Genomic DNA, 7,658 nt, shown 5'->3' on the forward strand with positions numbered 1-7,658 from the left:
ATCCCGCCATCTTTCCCAGGCAGACCATCTCCTTCTGTGCCGCATTCCAGTATGGGTCACGGGTATCGCCACGCTCCAGTTGCTCGAGACTGTATATATATTCTCGTTTATCATTCTGATGCTTCCTGAGCGACTGACGGCACCACGCCGGAAGCGCAGCAAAACTGTCGTACTCAGTATTGAAAGAGACGAAATTCATGCTCAGCTCGCGCCGGACGATCAGTTCTTCCAGAAATGCCTCCCGCCCCGGGCTTTTTCTCTGCCTGGAGACTTCCAGCGCAATATAGAGCGGAGAAATCTGCCCGAAATGGAGATAGGGACTTAAACCCGAGGTCGCCTCATTATTCGGGTCGTTCCGCATCGAATCATAATTTTTCAACCTTGTGCCAAGGAACCGCTCCAGCCGCTTTTTCGCCTGGTCGGTTCCTCCCTGATACTCCCGCACGCGTTTGACGGAGCGGTCGATTTGCAGCTGGCTCAGGGCTCTATTAACATCATCAATCTCAAATGATTCGAATTTTAAGCCCAAGGAATCTTTTCTTATATCGATTTTATTTAGCGGCGAGAGGTACTGATTCAGCAGCCTATGTATTCTGGGCCTGATTGTCGCCGCGGCATACTCCTCTTTTTGAGATACTTCATGCACCGGAATTACCACGTCGCATTCCACTTCTATCAAGGGAGAGTCTATCATTTCGGCTGCTATTTTGCGCCAGTACCGCTGAATCCTGGTATAGCCACAGTCAACCACAACCGCCGCCGCCTTTTGCGCCAGAGGCACAATTCCTGTCTCCGGCGAGCCGCGCTGAATGACCAATTTAGCCCCGCGCTGTTCCAGGATGCGCCTGGTATAGCGCAACCCCTCGAGCATGAAAGCATAATGACGCTCCTTCGCCGAAGGGTAGTTTTCAGTCAATCCGAAGTAAATTACCAGCGGAAGATTTTGCTCATTAGCCAGGTATCCGGCATACTCAAGCGCCTGATTGTATTCCGCCCGCTGCGATGCCTGCATCCAGTAAAGTACATATTCTCTCTTGCGAATGCTGTGCTCATTCAGGGCTTTTATCCGGGTAGTTTCCACCGGCGGCTGGGAAGACCTGGCTGTCATAGACGGGACGGGAGCGCCCCGAATTTTTTCTGCAGGTACTCGAAACGGAATCTGAAAATCTCATCCAGCTTTCTTCTGACCATAAGGGCGTTTAATATGCGGCTAAACGGGTCAAAACGAAGGGCGTATGAAACCATATCGGTCATCTCTATTCCCCCCTTTATTTCTTTGAAGAGATGCCGGTGATGCCAGAACCGGTACGGCCCGAACCGCTGCTCATCAACAAAGAGCTCAGGCTTTTCGACATGAGTTATCTCGGTCACCCAGGTGAACGGAATCCCCAGAAGCGGATGCACCTGGTACGGTATAAGAAGCCCGGTATAGATTTCATCGGGAAGTTCGGCGGTCATCCTGAGGTTCAGCCAGGGGGGCGTGATTTCCTTCAGATTCCCGGGATTGGAAAAGAACTTCCATGATGTCTCGATATCTATCGGAAGCCTTTGCGCTCTTTCAAATGCATAGAGCTTCATAGCGTTTAGCCGATTTCCCGTCCCCGCCCGCTGTCGAAAATCTCCACCAGTTCCTCCGGATACGGCTCAAAAAAAGTCTGTCCCATCAAGTACGGTTCTTCAAAGCGATAAACCCAGCCCCGTAAGATGCCGACCGGCACTGGCAGCATCACTCTCTTGTTGCGATACTTCTCCAGCATCCCCAGAAAATATTTTTTCTCTCTGGGAGGAACTTTCTTGGAAAAGTACCCCAGAGCATGCATGAGGGTATTTATGTTATTACTGTCTCGTGATGGTTTTAGAAGAGCCATCTGCAGATGCAAGGCATATTCTGTCGCCACCTTCTCGAATGGTTGCTTCTCATGATTGGCGACAATCTTCCCCAGCAGGCGCATCTCTTTCTGGCTGTATGACATTAGGAGAAGTTTATTCTGTGCCTGAAACTGAACCAGCTGCCCCATTGAACCGGATTTCCGGATTTCTCGAAATGCCGCGAAAGCGAAGATTCTCGTTAAGAAATGCTCGCGAATTTTGAGATTCAAGAGGCGCCCTTCATCTTCAATGGCCAGCCCGGGGTACGATTCAAGAACTTTACCTCCGAAGAACCCCGGACCTTTGCCAACCGCGGGCGACTTTTCTTTGTCCGAATGAATTTTGACCTCTTTTATGCCGCACGATGGGGAGCGACTCTTGAGAATAAAACCATCGACAGCGGTGAGGCTACTCAGAAATTTCTCGGAAAAGCGATTCATTGATTCGGTCAATTCTCGTCCGGTCGCCGGTTGAATCAGGATATCTTTGTTTCCGCGACGAGCGATATGGATGGGGTCGCGCGGTGTGCCAAGGCCGATCTCCATCTCGGGGCAGACTGGAAAAAAGTCAACCGTTCCCCGCAGTCTATCGACAAACTCGCAGGGGATGATGGCGCCGTTGTACCGTACCGCATCAAAGCCGAGGCATTTGGAGACGACCACCCGGGGCCGGCTGAAGAAACGTCGGCCGGAGTCAACCGTATTCATAACGGTAATCTATCGCGCTTCCCTGCAAATGGCAATATATCAGATAAAATAAAAGAGGAGGCGGAGTAAAACTCCGCCTCCTGGAGGTATTAACGGTCTCTGTCAGCGTGGCAATTACATCACGTGCATCATCGTAAAGACATAAGAACTGGCGAGGTCGCGGACTATCTGCGCCTTCATATTGCCGCCATGCCCCTGCTCCCGGTCTTCAAAATACCAGACCGGTTTCCCCAGTTTGGACAAGACATAGGCGAACCGTCTCGGGTCAGACGGCGGCACGCGCGGGTCATTGTAACCGCCGGTCAGATATATCGGCTTGCTCAGGTTCTCCGCATAGAATATCGGCGAGATTTTCCGAACCAGTTCGCTTTCCATCGGCCCGTACTCTTTTTCCCATCCCCGCATAAATACCTGCGACGAATTCTTAACGGTATGCTTTGGGTCGGAAACGCCCACCTCGGAAACGATACAGGCGAACTTTTCGGGACACTGCGTCCCCAGCCAGTTCACCGTATATCCGCCGTAAGAACCGCCCCAGATAGCGATTTTTTCCGGGCGGGAATAACCTTCACTGATAAGATAATCAATCGCCGCTTCGGCATCTTTCAAGGCTACCAGCCGTCCTTCCATATTGTCGGCCCGTTCATACGCCGGACCGTATCCGGTTGAGCCGCGCACATTGGGAAACATCATGATAAACCCTTTGCTCAAGGCGAAGGCAATATTCCGCTGAAAGTGCGGTCGGCTCTGACTGGGGGGACCGCCATGATAACTGACAATCGCCGGGTTGTTCCCATCCTTCTTAATGTTGGCGGGGAAATAGATAAGTGACGGTATCATGGTTCCATCGGCCGACTTGTATCGAATGACTTCCACCCGAGTGTCGGCAAAATTATATCCGAAAGTAGAAACTTTGCCGAGATTCTCCAGTTTGCTGTCACCGGCGCGAAACTTGAAGGCCGTAGGCGCTACTTTGGGCGAAGAGAAGCCAAATACAAAATCCCCCACTTCATTTCCGGAAAGGTCGGAGATTACCCCAATTTCCGAAACCGGCACCGTAACCGGTTTGCCACTAAGGTCAAACCCCACCAATTCCGAATATCCATCCTTGTTGAGGGAGGCGATGATAGTCCCGGTTTTGCGGATGAAAGAAAATTCGTCGGTATGCCGCTTGGGGTCATACACCAGGCTGAACTTCTTTGGCTTCGCCGGGTCCACCAGGCAGAATTTCATAAATTCATCTTCGCTCGACATCGCCGAAGTTAGTGTCAAGACCTTTCCGTCGGCGGTCAATCCGGCCGCCCAGAAGAGGCTGGTGTCGCTCAGATCGGTCACTTTTCCGGTCGCGACATCAAACATCGCCAGCTGTCCCTGCGAGAACGAGAACCAGCGGACAAAGGTTATCTTCCCTTTGTAATAGTCGGTTGGATAGAACGCGCCCGGTTCGGTATAAAGCGTGTCGAGACGTCCGGTCGAGATGGTAAAACGGCCGATACGCATCTCTTTGCGGTTATCGATGTTGAGATAGAAACAGTCCGGATTATCTTCATCAAAAATGACGCCGGTGAAGCGAACCCGGCGGTCCTCCAGAAGCGGCTTGAATTTGCCGTCGCGAGTGAAACGCCAGATATCATGCATCTCGTCGCCATGTTTATTTACTCCCACCAGTATGAAATCGCCCGATGGGTGCACCGCATAGTAGCTGATAGTCAGCCCTTCATCAGCCCATCCGTTAGGCGTAATCTGAATAGGCCAGCCCATGGGGCGGTCGATATAGAAAAGGGCTTCGCTCTCGCCGGTAAGGCGCATCTGAAAATAGAGCCGTCCCGTATTATCGACCTGGGGTGTAGAAATCAGGTCGATTCCGAGAAGAAAAGAAAGGTCGCGCATGGTCGCTTCCCAGTATGGGGACGATTCCAGCATCTGCGCCGTTACGGCATTGGTGCTGTCGATGAACGCCATTATTTTATTGGTATCAGAAGTGACCCAGGTATCGACTTCCTTGAGGAGCGCTTCCACCCTGGCAGACGACTGCGCCTGAACTGTCGCGACAGCAAACAGCATTAATGTTGCGGTGAAAAATAGTACCGATTTACTCATCAATTCCTCCTATGAGTTGCTTTGGCAATGTTCTTTTGACGATTAGATGCAGTCAAAGGTTTCCGGCAAATTTCCGGTGACCGCTTGCTTGGGGGCTTTCAGGTCTTTCCGTCGAGCAGACGAAGGCTGTTGGCGATTACCAGGAGTGACGCTCCCATATCGGCCGCAATTGCCATCCAGAGCGTCGCCAGTCCCAGAAGCGCCAGCGCGAGAAAAACCGCTTTGGTGCCGAGAGCGAACCAGATATTGCTCTTTATCGTCCGCAGCACCCGCCGCGAATGTTTTATCAGCCAGGGAATTCTGGAAAGGTCATCCGACATCAAAGCAATGTCGGCCGTCTCAATGGCGGCGTCGCTTCCGGCCGCGCCCATCGCTATCGCCACGGTGGCGCGCGCCATTGCCGGCGCGTCGTTTATGCCATCCCCCACCATCGCCACCCTTTCATACTTCTCAACCAGCTCTTCAACCGCCGCCACTTTATCCTCCGGCAGCAACTCCGCCCGAAATTCATCTATTCCCACCGCCTCCGCCACCGCCCGGGCGGTGCCTTCGTTATCCCCCGTCAGCATTATTGTCCGCTTTATCCCGGAGGCTTTTAGGCTATCGATTACTTTTTTCAAATCGGTTCGCATTGAGTCAGAAATGCTTATCAATCCACAGACATGATTCTCATTGCCAACGGCAACTACGGAATGCCCGGCATCCTCCAGTTCTTCCGCTTTCTGATGAAACTCCGGCGTTTCCCCGCCGCGCTCATGCATCAGGCGATGACTGCCAATCCAGAAAGGACGTCCCTGGATATCCCCTTCCGCTCCCTTTCCTCGCACCGACCGGAAATTGGCGACACCGTTTATGCTGACCTGTTCATTCTCCGCCCGGCGCATAATGGCTTTCGCCAGCGGATGTTCGCTCATCGCTTCCAGAGCCGCCGCCCGGGAGAGAAGCTCCTCGCCGGTATGTCCACTCAGAGGCACTACCTGCTGCACCTCCGGCTTGCCGTCAGTGAGCGTCCCGGTCTTATCGAAAGCGATTGCCTGCAGCTGTGCCGGGGCTTCCAGATGCACTCCCCCCTTAATTAAAACACCGGCCCGCGCCGCCGACGTCAGTCCGGCTACGATGCTCACCGGCGTCGATATCACCAGCGCGCAAGGGCAGGCGATGACCAGCACCACCAGCGCTTCATAGAACCATTTCCCCCAGTCGCCGGCAAAGAGCGGAATAACAAGTGCGATAAAAAGCGCGACTCCCATCATTGCCGGGGTATAATACCGGGCGAATTTCTGCACCCACTGTTCGGATGGCGCCCGGCGCGATTGCGCCTCCTCCACCATATGGATTATCCGCGCCAGGGTGGTATCTTCGGCTCTCTTGGTAACTTTAAATTCAAACGCCCCGTCTTCATTTATCGTGCCGGCAAAAACCTCATCGCCAACAACCTTGCCGACCGGAATCGATTCCCCGGTTATTGCGGACTGATTGATATGGCTGCTCCCGCTGACTATAATGCCGTCGAGCGGCACTTTTTCGCCGGGACGAACCACCGCTACGGCGCCGACCGGAACCTCCTGCACCGACACTTCTTCAATTCGTCCGTTTCCTGAAGTCATAATGCGCGCTTTGGTCGGGGAAAGGTCCATCAGGGCGCCAATTGCCCGGCGCGCCCGTCCGACACTCCAGGATTCCAGAAGAAGCGCCAGCGCAAAAAGAAAAGTTACCGTCGCCGCTTCAAACCACTCACCGATGCCGATAGCGCCGATTGCCGCTATTGTCATCAGGAGATTCATATCAGGCCGCAATTTCCTGAGCGCAAAGAACGCCTTAGGCACTATAAACCATCCCCCGGTTACCGATGTCAGTGAATAGAGTAAAATCGATATCAGTCCGATTTCAGTTTCGCCGGCTAAGGGACCAAGCAGGCTCCGTTCCCGAATCGCCTGAAATATATACCCCAGCGTCAGCGATACCCCGCTGGCGGTTACCATCAGAGTTCGTCCCCGACGCTCCCACAGGCTTTCCTCGACCGGACAGGTCACCGTCGAGCAATACTCTTTCCAGGGAATCGCCTGCATTCCGGTGGCGGCGACCGCCTTGCGGATAGTCTCGCTGTCCCAGCCTTGCTGGTCATCCTGAGACCGCTCGATAGTCAATTTGCCGTTTAGAATATCGAACGAGAGGCGTTCTTTGCCCCCTACCAGAGGAGCCAGTTCTCTCTTGAGAATGGCAACTTCCTCGGCGCAATCCATCCCTCTTATCTTAAAGGTCTCTTTTTCCATAAATATCTTATATTACAAATCGGCAAATTATAATACAACAATATGATACGCTCTCCGGTTTCCCGCTCCATGATGATTTCTTTTATTGGCTCTAATAACACCCGCCAAAACGCTTTACTTATATTTTTCTCGCCGGTATATTAATGACGAGCATAATAGTCCATTATTGTCTGATATTTAGAACAATAGCTAAAAAGAAACACTGATATCTCATTGAAAGAAAGGATAAACCTGATGAAGAAAAAAAACGGCTCCGGCGGAAATCAAAAACGGATTCGGGAGATGGAAGAGCATATCCGTCAGATGAAACAGCAACTGGCGAATCTTCGGAGAGAATTCCCGCCCCAAAAAGTCCGCGATTACTCCTTCAAAGATTCTTTCGGTAACTCTCTCAAACTCTCCAGCCTCTTTGGCGATAAGAATAGTCTCATTCTGATTCATAATATGGGGGTAAAATGCGCCTATTGTACTCTCTGGGCTGACGGCTTCAACGGGCTGGTGAAACATCTGGAGCAGCGGGCATCTTTTGTGGTTGAATCGGCGGATGACCCATTGGTGCAGAGAAAATTCGCCGCCGACCGGGGCTGGGGATTCCGGATGGTCTCTTCCAAAGGGACATCCTTCAAGAAAGATATGGTGTATGAAGAGGAAAATAAATCGCCCTGGCCCGGGGTCTCGGTCTTCACCAGGAATAAGAAAGGGGAGATAT

6 protein-coding genes are annotated in these 7,658 nt (G+C 52.3%); 1 reads left to right on the forward strand and 5 read right to left on the reverse strand.

The features are described 5' to 3' along the window. The 5 genes from AB1690_07010 to AB1690_07030 all read right to left on the reverse strand — a co-directional run. The coding region (locus AB1690_07010) for a deoxyribodipyrimidine photo-lyase (protein MEW6015054.1) at positions 1–1,108 on the reverse strand (1,108 nt) is incomplete at its 3' end. Further along, entirely contained in the window at positions 1,105–1,578 is a 474-nt protein-coding gene (locus AB1690_07015; GenBank protein MEW6015055.1) for an SRPBCC family protein, read from the reverse strand. The genes AB1690_07015 and AB1690_07010, both read right to left, overlap by 4 nt. Positions 1,579–1,583: 5 nt before the next feature. Beyond that, positions 1,584–2,576 (reverse strand): DUF523 and DUF1722 domain-containing protein, encoded by a 993-nt coding sequence (locus tag AB1690_07020; protein ID MEW6015056.1) that lies wholly within the window; start codon positions 2,574–2,576, stop codon positions 1,584–1,586. A 114-nt stretch (positions 2,577–2,690) separates the two neighbouring features. After that, a complete protein-coding gene (locus AB1690_07025; protein ID MEW6015057.1) occupies positions 2,691–4,676 on the reverse strand; it encodes a prolyl oligopeptidase family serine peptidase in 1,986 nt (661 codons plus the stop codon). A 98-nt stretch (positions 4,677–4,774) separates the two neighbouring features. Next, positions 4,775–6,949 (reverse strand): heavy metal translocating P-type ATPase, encoded by a 2,175-nt coding sequence (locus AB1690_07030; GenBank protein ID MEW6015058.1) that lies wholly within the window; start codon positions 6,947–6,949, stop codon positions 4,775–4,777. Between the two features lie 234 nt (positions 6,950–7,183). On the opposite strand from AB1690_07030, the gene AB1690_07035 reads away from it, so the two are divergent. After that, positions 7,184–7,658, forward strand: a 475-nt coding sequence (locus AB1690_07035) for a DUF899 family protein (protein MEW6015059.1), incomplete at its 3' end; no start/stop codon positions are given.

The sequence above is a fragment of the Candidatus Zixiibacteriota bacterium genome, from assembly GCA_040753495.1.
GTDB lineage: Bacteria > Zixibacteria > MSB-5A5 > GN15 > PGXB01 > DYGG01.

Bases quoted from the DNA above. Each gene is read 5' to 3' on its own strand.
- AB1690_07015 (MEW6015055.1), bottom strand. From the start codon at position 1,578: ATGAAGCTCTATGCATTTGAAAGAGCGCAAAGGCTTCCGATAGATATC.
- AB1690_07020 (MEW6015056.1), bottom strand. From the start codon at position 2,576: ATGAATACGGTTGACTCCGGCCGACGTTTCTTCAGCCGGCCCCGGGTG.
- AB1690_07025 (MEW6015057.1), bottom strand. From the start codon at position 4,676: ATGAGTAAATCGGTACTATTTTTCACCGCAACATTAATGCTGTTTGCT.
- AB1690_07030 (MEW6015058.1), bottom strand. From the start codon at position 6,949: ATGGAAAAAGAGACCTTTAAGATAAGAGGGATGGATTGCGCCGAGGAA.